This is a genomic window from Natronorubrum halobium, from assembly GCF_051351675.1.
Classification (GTDB): Archaea; Halobacteriota; Halobacteria; order Halobacteriales; family Natrialbaceae; genus Natronorubrum.
This window is the reverse complement of the sequence record NZ_CP195595.1, coordinates 4,070,383-4,088,114: the sequence shown is the minus strand read 5'-3', so window position 1 is coordinate 4,088,114 and position 17,732 is coordinate 4,070,383. Positions and strand designations below refer to the sequence as shown.

Sequence of the window (17,732 nt, the reverse complement as noted above, 5' to 3'; positions counted from 1 at the left end):
CGGGCGTATTGACCACCGCGGGTGGGGCACAAACACGGGGATTTTTATCCACTCGGCCGCCTACTCACGTCCATGACTGATGGGCGGGGCGAGACTCCCCGGCGAACAGGAATGACCGAGAAGTGTGGCGTCGTCGGCGTCTCACTGAACGGTCGAGACGCGGCACGACCGTTGTACTATGCGCTCTACGCACTCCAGCATCGCGGCCAGGAGTCCGCAGGGATCGTTACGCACGACGGCTTTCAACAACACAGCCACGTCGAGATGGGGCTCGTGGGCGACGTCTTCGACGAGGACGACCTCGACGTCCTCAACGGGGCGTCGGGGATCGGGCACGTTCGGTATCCGACGGCCGGCTCCGTCGACTCCTGCTGTGCCCAGCCCTTTTCCGTCTCGTTCAAGAGCGGCTCGCTCGGCCTGAGCCACAACGGGAACCTCGTCAACGCCGACGAGATCCGGGACGAACTCGCCGCCACGGGCCACGCGTTCACCAGCGACGGCGACACCGAGGTCATCGCCCACGACCTCGCGCGCAACCTGCTCGAGGAGGATCTCGTGCGCGCCGTCAAGCACACGATGCAGCGCATCCACGGCTCCTACTCGCTGACGATCAGCCACGACGATACGATTCTCGGCGTGCGCGATCCGGAGGGGAACCGTCCGCTCTGTATCGGGAAACTCGAGGACGGCTACATTCTCGCCTCCGAATCGGCGGCGATCGACACGCTGGACGGTGAACTCGTCCGGGACGTTCGCCCGGGCGAACTCGTCGTCCTGCAGGAGGACGGCGAGGGGTTCGACTCCTACCAACTGATCGAGAAGGAGAACTCGGCCCACTGCTTCTTCGAACACGTCTACTTCGCGCGGCCGGACAGCGTCATCGACGAGACGCTGGTCTACGAGGCGCGGCGGAACCTCGGTCGCAAGCTCTGGGAGGAAAGCGGCGTCGAGAGCGACGTCGTGATGCCGGTGCCCGACTCCGGCCGCGCGTTCGCCGCCGGCTACGCCGACGCGGCGACCGAAACCACCGCCGACGGCGAACCCCGCGACGAGGACGACGACGGCGTCGAGTTCGCCGAGGGGCTGATGAAGAACCGGTACGTCGGCCGGACGTTCATCATGCCGACCCAGGACGAGCGCGAACGCGCGGTGCGACTCAAGCTCAACCCGATCAAATCGACCATCGAGGGGAAGACCGTCACGGTCATCGACGACAGTATCGTCCGCGGGACCACCTCGACGCAGCTCGTGCAACTGCTCAAGGACTGCGGAGCAGAGGCGGTCCACGTCCGGATCGGCGCGCCGGAGATCGTCGCGCCGTGTTACATGGGGATCAACATGGCCACCCGCGAGGAACTGATCGCCTCGGACAAGTCGCCCGAGGAGATTCGCGACGCGATCAACGCCGACAGTCTCGCGTACCTCTCGACCGACGCCGTCGCCGAAGTCCTCGGCAAGGAGCGGATCGACCTCTGTCTCGGCTGCGTGACGGGGGAGTACCCCTACGACATCGACGGCGAGGAGACCGACCGCGACGTGAGCCGACCCGAACTCGGCGGGCAAGCGCTGCACGCCGACGACTGAGGCCAAGTGACGGCGTTTATCTCACCGAACTCCTGACGGTACGTTTATCACATCCGTAGCCCATCCGTTCGACAATGGCAGGGCCGTCGTCCGTCCCCTCGCTCCCTTCCGGCGTGCCGTCGCGCGAGTGGTGGTACCGGAGTCACAAGGACGGGCGATCGCCCGTCGGAATCTACCTCCTCGCGTTCTTCTTCGGCGCCAACGCGGGCACCGGTTTCTTCCTCCTCATCGACGCACTCCCGTCGGTGTACGCCGAGTTCTCCGCGTGGCGACTCGGCAGAGTGGGCCTTCTCTCCGGAACGTTCCTCCTCTTTCTCGAGACCTTCCGAGGCGTATTGAATCACCAACCGATCGGATTCGCAGGCGGGATCACAATCTGTCTGTTCCTGGTCGGTTTCGGCGCCTACTGGTTGCTGAGCGGTGAGACGGAGCCAGGTCGAGTGGCCGTCATCCTCGCCGGTATCGTGGCCGGCTACCTCCTGCACCGACGCGACCTGTTCTTTCCGCCCGAAGCGGACTGCGAACCGAGCGACGCGGAGGAGACATCGCGCGACGACTGAGGAATCGACAAGCGGTGCAGGAACCCGACTCGAACGTGATCGTCGCCCCGCTCGAGCCGTTGAGACCGTCCACTCGAGCTCGCCGAATCCGTCGAACGGCAGGTGAACGCCTATCCGTTCACGATCGAACCGCCGTTGATGTGCAGGGTCTGTCCGCTCATGTACGACGAGTCCTCGCAGGCGAGGAAGACGTACGCCGGCCCGAGTTCGCTGGGCTGGCCCAGACGTCCCATCGGCACGTCGGTTCCGAACTCCTCGACCATCTCGGGATCGTACTGGCCCATCGTCGCGGGGATCAGCGGCGTCCAGATCGGACCGGGAGCGACCTGATTGACGCGGATCCCCTCGCCCGCGAGCTGCTGGGACAACGAGCGCGTAAAGGCGACGATCGCGCCCTTCGTCGTGGAGTAGTCCACCAGCATATCCTTCCCCTCGAAGGCGTTCACGGAGGTCGTGTTGATAATCGCGTCGCCGTCGTCCAGATACGGGAGGACCTCCCGGGTCATGTAGAAGTAGCCGTGGATGTTCGTCGCGAACGTCTCCTCCCACTGCTCGTCGGAGATGTCCGTCAGGTCGGTCTTTACGACCTGAATCGTCGCGTTGTTGACGAGGACGTCTACGCCGCCGAGTTCGTCGACGACCTCCTCGACGGCCGCCCGGCAGAACGCGCTGTCGCGGACGTCGCCTCCGATGACCAGACTGTCTCGCCCCTCATCCTCGATCATCTCGGCCGTCGTCTCCGCGTCCTCCTCCTCGTCGAGGTACAGCACGGCGACGTCGGCGCCCTCCCGGGCGAAGTGTACCGCGGCGGCCCGGCCGATCCCGCTGTCCCCGCCGGTGACGATCGCGACCTTTCCCTCGAGCTTGCCGCTGCCCCGGTATTCGTCGCGGATGAACTCGGCGGGCGGTTCCATCTCGCTCTCGAGGCCGGGCTGGCCAGTCCTGTTCCTGCGGCTCGATCTCCTCGGCCTTCTCGCGCGCCTCCTGACGTGTCATGGACGCCACTACCGCCGGAGCGTTGTTGGACGTGTCCGTTGCGAGTGAATGGTTCAACCCGCCGTTCGGGCTCGGGGGACGAGCGGTGCGCCGATCACGTCGACTACGCGTCGCTGGTGGGTGCACTCGAGGGGGGCGTACCTATGCACCCCCTTGTCGGAGGGGTCCGAGGCACTGCAGTTGCTCGATTCCGGACGGCCGGACGGGAAAGTCGTGTTGGTCCCGTAGCGGACCGACCGTGCCGGCGTGCCGTAAGCCGTTTCGAGAACGTTAGTACGCGACGTGCAACAGGAGGTAGACGACGATTCCAAGCGAGAACGAGATCAGCCACAAACTCGCCGCGAGGCGACCGAAGCGAGCGTGACTGGTCTGGTACAGCTCCTCGACGGGGTAGGCGAACGCGAGCAGCAGGGCGTAGTAGACCAGCGGCACGCAGACGATCGCGAGGAAGATGTGGATCGCGAGTATCGGGAGGTAGACGAACTGGTAGACCGTCTCGGGACCGGGAAACGACTGCGGACCGCCGGTCGCGACCAGCCGGTAGAGGTAGAACGTGAGGAAGGCCGCGAACAGGCCGAACGACGCCAGCATCGCGACGCGGTGTCGATCGATGTCGCCCCGACGAATCGCCCGCCAACCGAGCGTAATCGTCCCGATCGCCGTCGCGCTAATGAGGACGTTGACGTGTGGAATCGCGTCGAGAACCCACTCGGGCGCAGTCGGCACCGTCGAGGACGGGATCTGCCCGCCCGCCGCCGCGAAGACGACCGCGAGTGAGACGACGCTCAGAACTGCCGTGAGCGGGGTGACGCGCTCTCGAGGGACGTACTCCATGTCTCGAGGTTCGACCGAGGGAGGAAAGTGGTTACTGTCTCGATTAGACGGCCCGCCACTCGAGCGGTGTCGCCGATGACGGGGTGTCGGCGCTCGGTATACAGTTTCAAATAGCGCGTTCGCTGTTCGGTGGTAGTTTCCTGAAGGATTATGCGTGGGTGATGTCCGCGAAGGGAAATCACCTGCATCGATGCGCTCGGCGGCAAAGCCGTCGTCTCACGGGCGCTTAGCGCCCGTTCGACGGCTCGCGAAACCTAAGGTTCCGCGCTCGCCTCGCGTTTCGCGGCGCGTAGCGCCGCGCATGCGATGCGTGGGACCGGATTTGAACCGGCGGACCCCTACGGGACAGCGCCCTCAACGCTGCGCCGTTGGCCTGGCTTGGCTACCCACGCTCGCGGTATCTTTGTCTTTCTGCACTCAATCGTATCCAGTGTGATTATAAAAGCCCTTTCCTTTGTAGGCGCGCCTGCGGCGAGGTCACACGGGACTGACCCGCGTCGAGGCGGTGATTTGAAATGCGACAGTTGCCAAAGGATACCATGGCTAAGTATTCGACCGGGTCCTCGTCCGGTGGCGGCGGGACGAACTGCGAACTCTGCGGCGCCGAGAGCAACAAGCTCCGGCTCGCGACCGTCGCCGGCGCCGAACTCGAGGTCTGTCCCGACTGCGCACCCCACGACGACAACCAGCAGAAATCCCGTTCACAGCAACAGCGACGCAGTTCCCAGGACAGCGGCAGAAGTGGCTCGAGCGACGGCCCAAGCCGCAAGCAGAAGGCGGCCCAGAACGTGGCTAAAGCGAACCCGGTCTGGGACGGCGACTCCGAACACTGGGAGAAGGAGGGAACGAACTACGACGACGACCCGCTTCCCTATCTCGTCACCGACTACGGCGAAGTGCTGGTCGAGGCGCGTCAGGAAGCCGGCCTCCAGCGCGACGAACTCGCCGACGAACTCGGCGCGCGCGAGAAAGAACTGCTCGCCGTCGAACAGGGACGGGCGACGCAGGCCGGCGTCGGCGGCGGACTGATCGAGGCGCTCGAGGAGCGCCTGGACGTGACGCTCGCGGAGTGACGAGAGTCGATCCACGCGGTTCGGCGGACCGGCACGACTCGACCAACTGACGCGACCGACGGGTCGCCGCGTTCGAACACGACGCCGGCGGGCGATGCTCGGCAAGCAGACTTTTTATGGCGGACGACAGAGTCCACGCAATGACCGGGCAACGGGCGGCTGGAGAGCCGTACACCACGCGGTTCGAGACCGAGGTGACGTCCATCGACGGTCGCGAGGTCTGGCTCGAGACGAGTTACTTCTACGGCGAAAGCGGCGGTCAGCCGGCCGACCGCGGGACGATCGGCGGCATCGAGGTCGCGGACGTCCAGTACGACGACGGCGAACACGTCCACGTCCTCGCCGAGGAGCCGTCGTTCCGGGTCGGCAACCGTGTGCTCTGCTCGATCGACTGGTCGTTTCGCATGTACTGCATGCGAGCGCACACCGCCAGTCACGTTCTCTACGGTGCTGGGAGGCGGCTCCTCGAGGATCTGGGCTACGGCGGCTTCGACATCAGCGAGGAGAAGGTCCGGGTCGACCTCGAGACGAGCACGGAGATCGACGACGAGACGCTGCTCGAACTGGACACGCTCGTCAATCGGGTGGTCTGGGAATCCCGGCCGGTGACGTGGGACGATATCCCGGTCGCGGACGCGCGAGAGCGCGACGACATCGCGTTCAACGAGGCGACCGAAGAGGGGGCCTTCCGGAAGGGCCGCCTCCGGATCGTCACGATCGGGAGCGAGGACGACAACGGAACCGTCAACGGACTCCGCAGGGACGGCGGCTCGAGAGACCTGTGGGACGTCGCGGCCTGCGGCGGGACCCACGTCCGCAACACGCGGGAGGTCGGTCCCGTGACCGTTCTCAACCGGTCGAACCCCGGAAAGGGACTGACGCGAGTCGAACTCGCGGTCGGACCGCGAGCGATCGATCGCCGCGAAACGGAAAAGCGCGTCGCGCTCTCGTCGCGACGGGCGCTCGGCGTTCCCCTCGAGGACGTCGGGGACGAACTCGCCCGACTGGAGGGCGAACGCGACGAACTCGCCGCCGAGGTTCGATCGCTCCGCCGGGAACTCGTTGAAACGGACCTCGAGCGGGCGGAGCCGTTCGAGCGGGACGGACGCGAGTGGGTCGCGACGACGGTCGCGGACGTCGACGTGAACGAGGCGGGAGAGATCGCGAGCGCCGCAGCGGGCGACGTCGCCGACGTCGTCGTGATCGCCGGGGACGCCGGATCGCCGTACGCGGTCGTGGCCGCGGACGGATCGTGCTCCGCCGAGGCCGTGATCGACGACCTGACCGACGAGTTCGGCGGCGGCGGCGGCGGCTCGACGGCGCTGGCGAAGGCGGGTGGGTTCGACGCGACGCCGGCGGAGGTCGTCGCGAGCCTGAAGGAGTAGCGAGGCGTTCGGCTCCCCAGCGTCTACCGCGGCGTACCAACGTCTGCTGGAGTGTCGTTTTTTCGTGTCGTCCGCCGAGGGAATCCGCGAGTCACTACCGCATCGATTCCGAAGTCCCCTCGCTCGAGGTTCCGAACGTCGGAGTCGGCGCCGATCCGCTCTCGGTAGCCGACCTCGCCGCGGAATCGACATTCGTCGTCCTCCTGTTGATGCAGCGTCATCGCAGCTGAACGCGTCGACAGCAGGTCCGAGATGTCGGCGAGTACGAGGACTTCCGCGGGTCGAACGCGATAGTCGCGGCGACAATCGTTCCGTTGGCCTGATCGAGCAACCGATTATCACGCCGTTTTCGTTATGTCTCACGCCACCTCCTGACAACGCCGCCCCGAGTTATTACTGACCTGCGAGCGACCAACTCGATATGGGAGTCGATTACTCACAGTTGCGCGATCCGAACGCCGAGTACACGATGCGGGATCTCTCGGCGGAAACGATGCAGGTCACTCGAGAGCGCGGCAACGGCCGAGACGTCGAGATCACGGACGTCCAGACGACGATGATCGACGGCAACTTCCCGTGGACGCTCGTCCGAATCTACACGGACGCGGGCATCGTCGGCACGGGCGAAGCCTACTGGGGCGCAGGCGCGCCCGAGCTAATCGAACGGATGACGCCGTTCCTCCGGGGCGAGAACCCCCTCGATATCGACCGACTCACCGAGCATCTCGTTCAGAAGATGTCCGGCGAGGGCTCGATCGGCGGCGTCACGATAACGGCTATCTCGGGGATCGAGGTCGCCCTCCACGATCTGGCTGGGAAGATCCTCGAGACGCCGGCCTACCAGTTGATGGGTGGCAAGTACCGGGACGAAGTTCGCGTCTACTGTGACTGCCACACCGAGGAGGAAGCCGACCCCATCGCCTGTGCCGAGGAGGCCGAGCGGGTCGTCGAAGAACTGGGCTACGACGCGCTGAAGTTCGATCTCGACGTACCGTCGGGTCACGAGAAAGATCGCGCGAACCGCCATCTCCGGGAGCCGGAGATCGATCACAAGGTGAGCATCGTCGAGGCTGTCACCGAGGCCGTCGGCTCGCGTGCCGACGTCGCGTTCGACTGCCACTGGACGTTCTCCGGCGGCAGCGCGAAGCGACTCGCTGCGGCGCTCGAGCCCTACGACGTCTGGTGGCTCGAGGACCCCGTGCCGCCAGAGAACCACGACGTCCAGCGCGAAATCTCCCAGTCGACGAGCACGCCGATCGCCGCCGGCGAGAACGTCTACCGCAAGCACGGCCAGCGCCGACTGATCGAGGAGCAGGCCGTCGACATTATCGCACCCGACATGCCGAAAGTCGGCGGCATGCGCGAGACGGCGAAGATAGCCGACAAAGCCGACATGTACTACATGCCGGTCGCGATGCACAACGTCTCCTCGCCGGTCGCCACCGTCGCGAGCGCCCACGTCGGGGCCGCCATTCCGAACTCGCTGGCCGTCGAGTACCACTCCTACGAACTCGGCTGGTGGGAGGACCTGGTCGAGGAGGACGTCATCGAGGACGGCTACATCGAGGTTCCCGAGGAGCCGGGGCTCGGCATCACGCTCGATATGGCCGCCGTCGTGGAGCATATGGTCGACGGTGAGGAGTTGTTTGACGAGGCGTAAGCCGAAGTCAAACTCGCTGAGCTCTGCTCGGCGTTGTTTGACGAAGCTCACGCTTCGTCAAGCCAGCAAATCTTCGATTTGCGCTATCCGGTGCTCCAGCAAACGATTGGAGACGGATCTCCCGAACCCTCGTAGCGAGGTCTGCCCCGGAGTTTTAGGCGTGATGTATTCATACACCACATATTTATTCGGTGGCCGCCGAGAGTCGAATCGTGAACTGGAACAGCGACCACAGGCGATCCGACCGACGAATCGTCACCGACGGCGGAACCTCCGATCGCGGCGCCGATTTCGTCGACGTCGACGTCGAACGCGACGGCGATCGGATCCGGCTGCTCGGCCCCGACGGACGGTTCCAGTTCGATCTCTCGGCGGCGTACGTCGATCGACACGCCGGCGAACTTTCGGCCGATCGATACGCGCTGGGGATCCGACCGGAGAACGTCTCGGTCGACGACGGGACGGCCGACAACACGGTCCGCGCCACCGTCGAGGTCGTCGAACCCGTCGGCTCGGACAACTATCTGCACGTCGACGTCGCCGAGGACTTCATCGTCCGCGTCGAGTCGACGATCAACCCCGAGGCCGGCGAACAGGTGACGCTGACGTTCTCGGAGTCCGATCTCCACCTCTTCGATCCGGACAGCGGGATCGATATCTTCGGCGCCGAGTCCGAACCGCCGGAAGCGCCGGCCCCGTAACGGTCCGCTGCGCTCTCGGCCGCTCGAGCGGCAGTAGATCCGGGTTCGAGCCGCTCTCTCTCGTCTGATTTCGTCCCGCGTTCGCCACGGCTGAAAACGAGTCGTCGTGGACGAGCCGTCGCTGTGCACGCACGCTCCCGTCGAGCGGAAGCGTCGGGCGTGATCCGCTCGACGTTACTCGTGGCTGGCTGCTTTCCCGCCGGTATCGACGCTCGAGGACTCGACCGCGTCAGCCGCCTCGAGCGCGCTGGCGGTCGCGAGGCGAATCGCGTGCGGCCAGCCGAGCGGCGTCGCGCTGTCGGGCGTGCCGTCGTCGAACAACTGCTCGGGGAGGTAGTCGCCGGGTCGTCGGAGCGAGCCGCCGGGCGCGACCAGGGCCAGCAACGCTCGAGCGCGCTCGTCGAACTCGTCGGCGCGCTCGTGGCCGGTCGCGGCCAGTAGATCGCGGAGTTCGACGGCCGCGTGGGCGCCCCACGCGGTCGTCACCGTCCAGATCTTCGCGCCGGTCTGCTCGCGGAGCCGCCAGGGGTCGTCCTCGAAGCGGGCCAACCCCTCGATCGGCCCGTCGGGATCGCGATAGAGTCCGTCGAGCGTCGTCTCGACGTGGGAGACCAGACGACCGAACCGCTCGTCGTCGACGGTCGCGATCGCGTCGTACTCCCGGTGTGCCGACGCGAGCGCGAGCGTGCTCCCGTCGAGTCGATCGTCGATCTCGTCGCCGTCGAGTCGCATCGCGTAACAGTCGCGTTCCGGGACCCACAGGTCGTCGAGCGCCTCGGAGACGCGTTCGGCCTGCGCTCTCGCGCGGGCCGCGACGTCCTCGTCGACCGGCGCCCGGGCGATCGCGGCGTAGGCTTCGAGGAACGTCGCCGTCGTGTGGGTGAACCGCCCGGTCATGTTCTCCCAGGCGTTCTGGACGCGTTCGGGCAAGCCGTCGTCGCCGAGGGTCGCGTCCATCCCCCCGAGGGCCGACGTTAGCGTCTCGTGAACCCGTTCGTCGCCGGAATCGACGCGGCGGAGGTAGGTCGCGAGAAACGCCGCGACGCTCGCGGTCTGGTCGGCCTGATAATCCGCGGTGTTCGCCTCCTCGAGCCGACCGTTCGCCCAGCCCGGTGCGAGACGCCCGTTGTACGGCCAGACGCGGTGGGGCCACGTCCCGTCGGGACGTTGGGTGTCGGCGTAGAAGCGCGCACTGGCTTCGTGCCACTCCTCGAGACCGAGCCCCGTCCGTTCGTCGGCGTCGAGGAGGAATCGGGAGATTTCGGCGTCGTCGCGGAACCAGGTGTAGCCGTAGCCGCCGGAGTACCGGTAGAAGGGGTCGAACTCGGGGCCGGCGATCCGCGCGCCCGTCGACGTCCGCAGGAGACAGAGCGCCCGCAGATCCGCGAATCCGCGGTCGATTCCGGTCACCGCGTCGGGAAGCCGGTCGCGGGCCTGCCTCCGGCCCGCGTCGACGATCGACTCGCGGTCGCCGTGAGCGAGCGCCTCCGACCGGACGCGCTCGAGCGCGTCGGTGCGATCGGCGGCGTCCGTCAGCAGCGTCGCGACGGTCGCGCTCGGCGTCGAGCCGGCGAGTTCGAACTCGACCATCGTGATCGGACTGAGTCGGGCCTCCTCGTACCGATCGTCGTCTTCGGACCGCGGGAACTCCGCGGGTTCGGGTTCGAGCAACTCCTCGAATCGCTCGGGCACCTGACCCGAAACGGAGATTTCGGTTGACGCGGCGACGAAGTCGCGCTCGCTGTCGTGGTAGACCTCGACGGCGTCACCGTGCCAGAGTTGGCCGATTCGGCTCGCCCGTCCCTCGGGGGCGAACCCGAAACACGCCTTGATCGAGGCGTCGACGTCGGCCGCGACGCCCTCGAGTACGAAGTGAGTCACGTGGCCGCGCTCCACCGCGAGGTCGTACTGAATACAGCTGTAGCCGGCGACCTCGTGCACCGTTTCGACGACTGCCGTGTCCTCGATGTACCGCTGGTCTCCGCCGTCGAACCAGTGGAGTTCGTCGTCCAGCACGAGCCCGAATCGGGAGCGTTCGATGCCGGCAACGCCAGAGAGGGGATAGGAGTAATCGCTGATCGATCCGTCGGGCGCGACGCGGACGAGTCTGTCGTCGAGACCGGAGAACAGTCCCGTCGTCGAGCGTCGCTCCCCGGGGAACCGCCGAGGATCGCCCTGTGAACGCTTGAAATCGTTGAGGGCGCCGTGTAATTCCATCGTGTACCCAGTTCGCGCCCCGGCCATTAAATCTTGTTGAAAAATGTGTTCCTACTTTTCACACGCGCCAGAAGACGCCGCCGGAGACTCTATTGACCGTGTGGGCGTCCTCCAGAGACAGCGGTGGCCCCGACGGGAGGCGTCCAGCGGTATCGCGGCCGATTGATCGGGAATCTTTTAGCGTAACCGAACAATCTGTGAACTACTGAATACACATGGATACCGACGATCTCGCCGAACTGCTCGCACAGTTCGGCCTCTCGGCGAAGGAGATCGACACCTATCTCGCGATACTCGATCACGGGGAGTCGAAGGCGAGTACGATCGCCGACGCGGCGGACGTCTCCAAGCGATACGTCTACAGCATCAGCGAAGAGCTCGAGGACCGCGGCTTCGTCGAGGTCGACGATCACTCCGTTCCGACCGTTATCCGCCCCGTCCAGCCCGAGACGGTCATCGGACAGCTCACCGAGAGCGTCGAAGCGATCGAGCCGGAGTTGCGATCGCGGTACACGACGACCGAGCGGACGGGCGAGCAGTTCGAGGTGATCAAGTCCCGCCAGACGGTGCTCAAACGAATCAAGGAGCTGTTGGCCGGCGCCGAGACGGAGGTCACCCTCTCGCTCCCGGCCGAAATCCTGCCGCAAATCCGCTCGACCCTCGAGGACACCGTCGATCGGGGTGTACTCGTCTTGCTCCTGTTGGGCGGAACCGACGAGGACCAGGACATCGCTTCGCTGGCCGGCACGGCGAGTACGGTCCGTACCTGGGATGCGCTCGTGCCGACGATGCTCACGGTCGACGCGCAGCACGGACTGCTCGCCCCCAGTCAGTTGCTGACGAGTTCGACGAGCGACACCAAAGCGATCAGCATCTCGCAACCGCAGCTCGCGCCCGTCTTCGCCGGCTCGTTCCTCGCGAACTACTGGCCGACCGCCGAGGAACGCTACGTGAGCGCGCCCGGTGAACTGCCGCAGACGTTCGAGGGATTTCGCAACGCGGTCTTCCAGATCGCGCTCCACCGCGCCACGGATAGCCGGATCGAAGCGACCGTTACGGGATCGCCGGTCGGTGACCGAGACCTCCCGTCGACGCTCTCCGGCGAGATCGTGGCCGTCCGACAGAGCCTCGTTCGGCCGGTCTCGTCGACGGTGCCGATCGAGAACGCCTTCGAACTCGCCGTCGACGGCGAGCGCTACACGATCGGCGGCACCGGTGCGTTCCTCGAGGATTTCGAGGCCGAGTCGGTCACCGTCCGGCCGTTCGAGGAGCGAGAAGACTGATCGCACTGGTTTTTCGATCGTGAGTAAATTTCTTGAGACGGGGGCGTGAACGTCTCGTCGTGATGGACCGTCACTGCCACACAGCGGGAGGGATCGCCGATGTCTGAGCGTCGATCGGTCAGGGATCGAGTCGTCGCGAGCGGCGTCATCGCCGTGCTCCGCGGAATCGACGAGGATCGGATCGTTCCGGTCGCTCGAGCGATTCACGAGGGGGGCGTCGACGCGCTCGAGATCACCGCGGACGGGACGCGTGCGAGCGACCAGATCGCCGCCGTCGACCGGGAACTCGGGGATACCGACGCGGTCGTCGGTGCGGGGACCGTCCTCGACGCGCCGACGGCACAGTCGGTGATCGACGCGGGCGCCGAGTTCGTCGTCTCGCCGCACACCGACGTCGAGACCATCAAACTGTGTAATCGGCAGGGAGTGCTCTCGGCGCCAGGCGTCATGACGCCGACCGAAGCCGTCACGGCGCTCGAGGCCGGAGCGGACGCACTCAAACTGTTCCCGGCCTCGACCGTCGGGCCGGGCCATATCGGCGCGATTCGAGGCCCGCTCGGCGACGTCGACGTGATACCTACCGGCGGCGTTTCGCCGGCGAACGTCGAGTCGTTCTTCGACGCCGGCGCGGTCGCCGTCGGTGCCGGCAGCGCACTCGTCGACTACGACGCGATCGAAGACGGTGATATGGACCGCGTTCGAGAGACCGCGGCCGAATTCGTCGAGGCCGTCGAATCCGCCCGAGACGACTGATCGCTGCCCTCGTTCGCAACTACCGTTTCGCCGTGCGGAATCCGGTTTCGACGTACAGAATCCCGGTTCTACGTTTCGTTCTTCGAGCGACAGCCGTCGGTACTGGGTACGAACAGTCTCACTGAACCGATAGTTACTGACGGTGGCCGACCGCTGTTCAAATATTTACTACGAATAGGGTAAACTTTTTGCATCGGAGCGTCCTTGGACGAGTTATGAAAGCGATCGCTGTCGAACCCGGGGCCGGAACGCCCGTCCTCGTCGAAAAGCCCCGTCCCGACCCGAAGCCCGGCGAAGCGCTCGTGCGCACGCTTCGCGTCGGCGTCGACGGGACCGACCACGAAGTCATCGCGGGCCACCACGGAAACCTCCCCGACGGCGCGGAGCGACTCGTGCTCGGCCACGAGGCCGTCGGCGTCGTCGACGACGCGAACGGAACCGATCTCGAGGAGGGCGAGTTCGTCGTCCCGACGGTTCGACGGCCGCCGAACGGGACCAACGAGTACTTCGAGCGCGGCGAGCCCGATATGGCTCCCGAGGGGGAGTACGTCGAGCGAGGGATCGTCGACGGACACGGATTCATGGCGGAGTACTTCACCAGCCCCGCGGAGTATCTCGTGCCGATTCCCGACCGGCTCGCACCGCTCGGATTTCTCGTCGAGCCGATCAGCATCAGCGAGAAGGCCATCGAGCACGCGATCGCCTCCCGATCGGCGTTCGACTGGGAACCGGAGTCGGCGATCGTCCTCGGGAACGGATCGCTCGGCCTCATCACGCTCGCGATGTTCGAGGAGGTACTCGACATCGATCGGACCTACTGTCTCGGCCGGCGGGATCGCCCGCATCCGACGATCGATCTCATCGACGAACTCGGCTCGACGTACGTCGACTCCCGCGAGACGTCCGTTCCGGAGATTCCCGAGGTCCACGAGCCGATCGACCTCGTCTACGAGGCGACCGGGTACGCGAAACACGCCTTCGAGACGGTCGACGCGCTCGCGCCGAACGGCGTCGGCGTCCTGCTCGGCGTCCCCGAACCCTGGGAGTTCGAGGTCGACGGCGGCCGACTCCACCGGGAACTCGTCCTCCACAACAAGGCCCTGCTGGGGACCGTCAACTCCCACCGCGGCCACTTCGAGGCCGCGATCGATACGCTCTCACAGCTCCCGACGTGGTTCACCGACGAGTTCGTCACCGGCGTCTACGGACTCGAGGAGTTCGAGCGGGCGTTCGAAACCGATGACGACATCGTCAAGACCGCGGTCGAGTTCAGTAGTATCTGAGTCGGGTTCGGTGTCACGCTCGCGGCGCTGCTTCTCCCGTCGTTCGGTGCAGTCGTCGTCGACCAGCGAATAGAAACAATTACTATTACTGAAGTAAGTATTTGTGCCATGGGAGTCGATTATACGCAGTTGCACGATCCGAACGCCGAGTACACGATGCGGGACCTCTCGGCGGAGACGATGAACGTGACCCGCGAGCGCGGCCAGGGTCGCGACGTCGAGATCACGGACATCCAGACGACGATGGTCGACGGCAACTTCCCGTGGACGCTGGTTCGTATCTACACGGACGCGGGCATCGTCGGCACCGGCGAAGCCTACTGGGGCGCTGGCGCGCCGGAACTGATCGAGCGCATGAGACCCTTCCTCCGGGGCGAGAACCCGCTCGATATCGATCGACTCACGGAGCACCTCGTCCAGAAGATGTCCGGCGAGGGCTCGATCGGCGGCGTCACGGTGACGGCGATTTCGGGCATCGAGGTCGCCCTGCACGATCTGGCGGGCAAGATCCTCGAGACGCCGGCCTACCAGCTACTGGGCGGGAAGTACCGCGACGAGGTTCGCGTCTACTGTGACTGTCACACCGAAGACGAGGCGGATCCGACGGCGTGTGCCGAGGAGGCCGAACGCGTCGTCGAGGAACTGGGTTACGACGCGCTGAAGTTCGACCTCGACGTCCCCTCGGGCCACGAGAAGGACCGCGCGAACCGCCACCTCCGCGGGCCCGAGATCGAGCACAAAGCCAGCATCGTCGAGGCGATCACCGAACGCGTCGGGTCGCGCGCCGACGTCGCGTTCGACTGTCACTGGACGTTCTCCGGTGGGAGTGCGAAACGCCTCGCGAAGCGTCTCGAGGAGTACGACATCTGGTGGCTCGAGGACCCCGTGCCGCCGGAGAACCACGACGTTCAGCGGGAGGTCACGCAGTCGACGACGACCCCGATCACGGTCGGCGAGAACGTCTACCGCAAGCACGGCCAGCGCCGACTGCTCGAGGAGCAGGCCGTCGACATCATCGCGCCGGACATGCCGAAGGTCGGCGGGATGCGTGAAACCCGGAAGATCGCGGATCTGGCGGACATGTACTACGTTCCCGTCGCGATGCACAACGTCGCTTCACCCGTCGCCACGATGGCCAGTTCCCACGTGGGCGCGGCGATTCCGAACTCCCTGGCCGTCGAGTACCACTCCTACGAACTCGGCTGGTGGGAGGACCTGGTCGAGGAGGACGTCATCGAGGGCGGCTACATCGAGATCCCCGAGGAGCCGGGTCTCGGCGTCACGCTCGACATGGACGTCGTTGCGGAGCACATGGTCGACGGAGAGGAACTCTTCGACGAGGAATAGCGCTCGCAACTGGCTACCCGCTACTACTTACAACTCCGGCGAATCGCCGCGTCGGAACAGCGTCTCGACGTTCTCGGGATCGAAATCCGCCGGCCGCACCTCGCCGTCGGCCTCGAGCGCCCGCGCGAGGTACGTGACGCTGTTTACGAGCCCCAGGTGGGAGAACGCCTGCGGGAAGTTGCCCAGTAACTGGCCGTCTTCGGGATCCATCTTCTCCGAGTAGAGGCCCAGCGGGCTCGCGTACTCGAGGACGTTTTCGAAGTACTCCTCGGCGCGCTCCAGCCGGTTCGAGAGCACGAGCGCGTCGATCAGCCAGAACGAACACAGCAGGAACGCCTTCTCCTCGTCGCGGCGGATATCGGTGTCGACGAACCGGACGACGAGACCGTCGTCCGTCGCGAGTCGCTCGAGGACGGTGTCGATCGTCGCCTGCACGCGGTCGTCCTCCGGCGGGAGGAACTCGTAGATGGGGATCAGGAGGGCCGTCGCGTCGATCGCCTCGTCGGTCTCGAAGTGCTGGACGAAGCTGTCGGCCTCCTCGCTGAAGCCGCGCACCTCGATCGCGTCGCGGACGGCCTCGCGGTCTTCGCGCCACTTCTCGAGGGGAGCGTCGAACTCGTTCTCGGTGGCGAGCGCGATGCCGCGATCGAGGGCGACCCAACACAGCAGCTTCGAGTGCAGGAAGTGTCGCCGTTCGTCCCGGAACTCCCAGATGCCGGCGTCGCGTTCGTCCCAGTGCGCACAGACGTAGTCGACGATGTCACGGAGGGCGACCCATTCGTCGTCCGCGACCGTCGTCTCCGCGTCGAACTGGACCGTCTCGTAGACGGCCTGGACGATCGTTCCGTAGACGTCGAGTTGCTGCTGCGGGGCCGCTGCGTTCCCGATTCGGACCGGTCCCGTCTCGCGGTAGCCCGAGAGGTGCTCGAGCGTCTCCTCTTCGATGGCCTCGCCGGTGTTTCCGTGCAGATCGTAGAGGGGATGGATCTCCGCCGGGTCGGACCGTGCGACGGCCGAAAACCAGTCGAAGTAGTCCCGCGCCTCCTGACGGTGACCCGTGTCGTGGAGCGCCTGGACGGCGAACTTCGCGTCGCGGATCCAGTTGTACCGGTAATCCCAGGTCCGATCGGAGCCGATCGCTTCCGGAATCGACGTCGTCGCTGCGGCGGGGATCGCCCCGGTCTCGTGGTGGATCAGCAGTTTCAAGACGAGCTCCGAGCGGACGACCATCTCGTGCCAGCGTTCGGGCATCGACTCCGGGCCGCCGTCGCGGCGGCCGACCCACTCGCGCCAGTAGCGTTTCGTCTCGTCGAGCGTCTCCTGTCGGTCGATCGACGACAGCGGCTCTCGGCCGCCGTACTGGACGCCGGTCCAGCAGCACTCACCCGACTCGAGCGAGACGGTTCCCGTCGCGGTCGTCTCCGACTCCGTCAGTTCGATCGCGGGCTCGAGTTCGTCGCCGGCGTACCAGAAGAGTTGCTCGTCGGGTCCGTCGCCGGTGCCGGCGGCGTCACCGTCGGTCGGTCCACCGCTTTCGGCGAGCACGCCGTTTTCGGTTCGCTCGAGCGCCGGCTCCGTCCGCGCGTAGTCGAATCGCGGCGCGAACTCGACGTCGAAGTCGACGCTGCCGCGGTCGCACTCGAGGCGACGGTAGATCGCCTGCTGGAACCGCTCGTCCTCGTGCTCGCGACCGTTGCGGAGCGGCATGAAGTCGGTCACCGTCGCCTGCCCCGCTCGGGTCTCGAACGTCGTCTCGAGAACGTTCGTTCGATCGGCGTAGCGGTGGCTCGATTCGGACGGTCCCGACGGCTGGACGGCGAAGTGACCGCCGCGCTCGTCGTCGAGAATCCGGGCGAAGGCGCTGGCTGATTCGAGGTGTGGAAAGCAACACCAGTCGATCGATCCCTGTCGGCTGACGAGGGCACAGCGGTCGTCGTTGCCGATGACGCCGTAGTCACGAAGTGGTGGATACGCCATACGGAGGCAGTTTGTGAAGCAGTGTGAAGCGACGTAGTCAGCGAACGGTGCAGATACCTAGCTATTCTACGGACCGTCC

The 17,732-nt window shown here is 65.8% G+C and carries 14 protein-coding genes and 1 tRNA gene; 10 read left to right on the top strand and 5 right to left on the bottom strand.

What is annotated here, in order from left to right:
• Positions 1-111: 111 nt before the first annotated feature.
• Together purF and ACSFC7_RS20425 are read left to right on the top strand one after the other, a co-directional pair.
• A complete protein-coding gene (gene purF / locus ACSFC7_RS20430) occupies positions 112-1,584 on the top strand; it encodes an amidophosphoribosyltransferase (RefSeq protein WP_436347996.1) in 1,473 nt (490 codons plus the stop codon).
• A 74-nt stretch (positions 1,585-1,658) separates the two neighbouring features.
• Complete coding sequence (locus tag ACSFC7_RS20425; protein ID WP_436344647.1) at positions 1,659-2,144, top strand: hypothetical protein; 486 nt, start codon at positions 1,659-1,661, stop codon at positions 2,142-2,144.
• A 110-nt stretch (positions 2,145-2,254) separates the two neighbouring features.
• On the opposite strand, the gene ACSFC7_RS20420 is transcribed toward ACSFC7_RS20425, so the two are convergent.
• The 3 genes from ACSFC7_RS20420 to ACSFC7_RS20410 all read right to left on the bottom strand — a co-directional run bounded on the left by ACSFC7_RS20420 (position 2,255) and on the right by ACSFC7_RS20410 (position 4,366).
• Positions 2,255-3,058, bottom strand: coding sequence for a glucose 1-dehydrogenase (locus ACSFC7_RS20420; RefSeq protein WP_436344646.1), 804 nt, complete (start codon positions 3,056-3,058; stop codon positions 2,255-2,257).
• Between the two features lie 352 nt (positions 3,059-3,410).
• Positions 3,411-3,974 (bottom strand): DUF420 domain-containing protein, encoded by a 564-nt coding sequence (locus ACSFC7_RS20415; protein WP_436344645.1) that lies wholly within the window; start codon positions 3,972-3,974, stop codon positions 3,411-3,413.
• 307 nt (positions 3,975-4,281) lie between these two features.
• Positions 4,282-4,366 (bottom strand) — tRNA-Leu (locus ACSFC7_RS20410).
• Positions 4,367-4,513: 147 nt separating this feature from the next.
• On the opposite strand from ACSFC7_RS20410, the gene ACSFC7_RS20405 reads away from it, so the two are divergent.
• The 4 genes from ACSFC7_RS20405 to ACSFC7_RS20390 all read left to right on the top strand — a co-directional run bounded on the left by ACSFC7_RS20405 (position 4,514) and on the right by ACSFC7_RS20390 (position 8,793).
• Positions 4,514-5,047, top strand: a complete 534-nt coding sequence (locus ACSFC7_RS20405) for a helix-turn-helix domain-containing protein (RefSeq protein ID WP_436344644.1) — start codon at positions 4,514-4,516, stop codon at positions 5,045-5,047.
• A 140-nt stretch (positions 5,048-5,187) separates the two neighbouring features.
• Complete coding sequence (locus ACSFC7_RS20400) at positions 5,188-6,432, top strand: alanyl-tRNA editing protein (protein ID WP_436344643.1); 1,245 nt, start codon at positions 5,188-5,190, stop codon at positions 6,430-6,432.
• A gap of 421 nt (positions 6,433-6,853) precedes the next feature.
• Positions 6,854-8,092, top strand: a complete 1,239-nt coding sequence (locus tag ACSFC7_RS20395) for a mandelate racemase/muconate lactonizing enzyme family protein (RefSeq protein WP_436344642.1) — start codon at positions 6,854-6,856, stop codon at positions 8,090-8,092.
• Between the two features lie 212 nt (positions 8,093-8,304).
• On the top strand, positions 8,305-8,793 hold the full coding sequence (locus tag ACSFC7_RS20390) for a TOBE domain-containing protein (RefSeq protein WP_436344641.1): 489 nt from the start codon (positions 8,305-8,307) through the stop codon (positions 8,791-8,793).
• A 174-nt stretch (positions 8,794-8,967) separates the two neighbouring features.
• On the opposite strand, the gene ACSFC7_RS20385 is transcribed toward ACSFC7_RS20390, so the two are convergent.
• A complete protein-coding gene (locus ACSFC7_RS20385; protein ID WP_436344640.1) occupies positions 8,968-11,010 on the bottom strand; it encodes a glucan 1,4-alpha-glucosidase in 2,043 nt (680 codons plus the stop codon).
• A 215-nt stretch (positions 11,011-11,225) separates the two neighbouring features.
• Here ACSFC7_RS20385 and ACSFC7_RS20380 point away from each other — a divergent pair, with 215 nt between their 5' ends.
• From ACSFC7_RS20380 to ACSFC7_RS20365, 4 genes are all read left to right on the top strand, one after another.
• Complete coding sequence (locus ACSFC7_RS20380) at positions 11,226-12,293, top strand: TrmB family transcriptional regulator (RefSeq protein ID WP_436344639.1); 1,068 nt, start codon at positions 11,226-11,228, stop codon at positions 12,291-12,293.
• A 99-nt stretch (positions 12,294-12,392) separates the two neighbouring features.
• The gene (locus ACSFC7_RS20375) at positions 12,393-13,046 is read left to right on the top strand and encodes a bifunctional 4-hydroxy-2-oxoglutarate aldolase/2-dehydro-3-deoxy-phosphogluconate aldolase (RefSeq protein WP_436344638.1); all 654 of its coding nucleotides are present in this window, start codon (positions 12,393-12,395) and stop codon (positions 13,044-13,046) included.
• A gap of 215 nt (positions 13,047-13,261) precedes the next feature.
• On the top strand, positions 13,262-14,329 hold the full coding sequence (locus tag ACSFC7_RS20370; RefSeq protein WP_436344637.1) for a glucose 1-dehydrogenase: 1,068 nt from the start codon (positions 13,262-13,264) through the stop codon (positions 14,327-14,329).
• 108 nt (positions 14,330-14,437) lie between these two features.
• Positions 14,438-15,676, top strand: a complete 1,239-nt coding sequence (locus tag ACSFC7_RS20365) for a mandelate racemase/muconate lactonizing enzyme family protein (protein ID WP_436344636.1) — start codon at positions 14,438-14,440, stop codon at positions 15,674-15,676.
• 27 nt (positions 15,677-15,703) lie between these two features.
• Here ACSFC7_RS20365 and ACSFC7_RS20360 read toward each other — a convergent pair whose 3' ends face one another.
• Positions 15,704-17,653: a glycoside hydrolase family 15 protein gene (locus ACSFC7_RS20360; protein WP_436344635.1), complete on the bottom strand. Its 1,950-nt coding sequence runs from the start codon at positions 17,651-17,653 to the stop codon at positions 15,704-15,706.
• Between the last annotated feature and the right edge of the window lie 79 nt (positions 17,654-17,732).

Coding starts and splice junctions, on each gene's coding strand:
- purF (WP_436347996.1), top strand. CDS start 112: ATGACCGAGAAGTGTGGCGTCGTCGGCGTCTCACTGAACGGTCGAGAC.
- ACSFC7_RS20425 (WP_436344647.1), top strand. CDS start 1,659: ATGGCAGGGCCGTCGTCCGTCCCCTCGCTCCCTTCCGGCGTGCCGTCG.
- ACSFC7_RS20420 (WP_436344646.1), bottom strand. CDS start 3,058: ATGGAACCGCCCGCCGAGTTCATCCGCGACGAATACCGGGGCAGCGGC.
- ACSFC7_RS20415 (WP_436344645.1), bottom strand. CDS start 3,974: ATGGAGTACGTCCCTCGAGAGCGCGTCACCCCGCTCACGGCAGTTCTG.
- ACSFC7_RS20405 (WP_436344644.1), top strand. CDS start 4,514: ATGGCTAAGTATTCGACCGGGTCCTCGTCCGGTGGCGGCGGGACGAAC.
- ACSFC7_RS20400 (WP_436344643.1), top strand. CDS start 5,188: ATGACCGGGCAACGGGCGGCTGGAGAGCCGTACACCACGCGGTTCGAG.
- ACSFC7_RS20395 (WP_436344642.1), top strand. CDS start 6,854: ATGGGAGTCGATTACTCACAGTTGCGCGATCCGAACGCCGAGTACACG.
- ACSFC7_RS20385 (WP_436344640.1), bottom strand. CDS start 11,010: ATGGAATTACACGGCGCCCTCAACGATTTCAAGCGTTCACAGGGCGAT.
- ACSFC7_RS20380 (WP_436344639.1), top strand. CDS start 11,226: ATGGATACCGACGATCTCGCCGAACTGCTCGCACAGTTCGGCCTCTCG.
- ACSFC7_RS20375 (WP_436344638.1), top strand. CDS start 12,393: ATGTCTGAGCGTCGATCGGTCAGGGATCGAGTCGTCGCGAGCGGCGTC.
- ACSFC7_RS20370 (WP_436344637.1), top strand. CDS start 13,262: ATGAAAGCGATCGCTGTCGAACCCGGGGCCGGAACGCCCGTCCTCGTC.
- ACSFC7_RS20365 (WP_436344636.1), top strand. CDS start 14,438: ATGGGAGTCGATTATACGCAGTTGCACGATCCGAACGCCGAGTACACG.
- ACSFC7_RS20360 (WP_436344635.1), bottom strand. CDS start 17,653: ATGGCGTATCCACCACTTCGTGACTACGGCGTCATCGGCAACGACGAC.